This is a genomic window from Streptomyces iakyrus, from assembly GCF_000717055.1.
Classification (GTDB): domain Bacteria; phylum Actinomycetota; class Actinomycetes; order Streptomycetales; family Streptomycetaceae; genus Streptomyces; species Streptomyces iakyrus.
In genome coordinates this window covers 1-213 of the sequence record NZ_JNXI01000174.1, presented here as the reverse complement: position 1 = coordinate 213, position 213 = coordinate 1, and the positions used below count along the sequence as shown (strand labels likewise).

Annotated in this window: 1 protein-coding gene; it reads right to left on the bottom strand. The window is 65.3% G+C overall.

The genetic code is table 11. From position 1 onward, the window contains the following. The coding region (locus tag OO68_RS41995) for a glycoside hydrolase family 48 protein (protein WP_033314776.1) at positions 1–213 on the bottom strand (213 nt) is incomplete at both ends.

Here is a 213-nt window from a genome sequence, read left to right as displayed (position 1 = left end):
GTTCTTCAGCTCGGCCGCGATCGGGTCGGAGCCTGCCGCGACGGACGGTTCGAGCTTGGCCGGGTACTCGTTCGGCGTGTCCAGCTCCGGGGCGTAGGTCGCCGGCTTGGAGGCGTTGTAGAAGGAGTTCGTCGGCTGGTCGGCCTTGGTGGGGATCATGTACTTCTCCATCAGATCCCACGCGCCGTTGAACTTGGACCAGTCGCCGGTGAC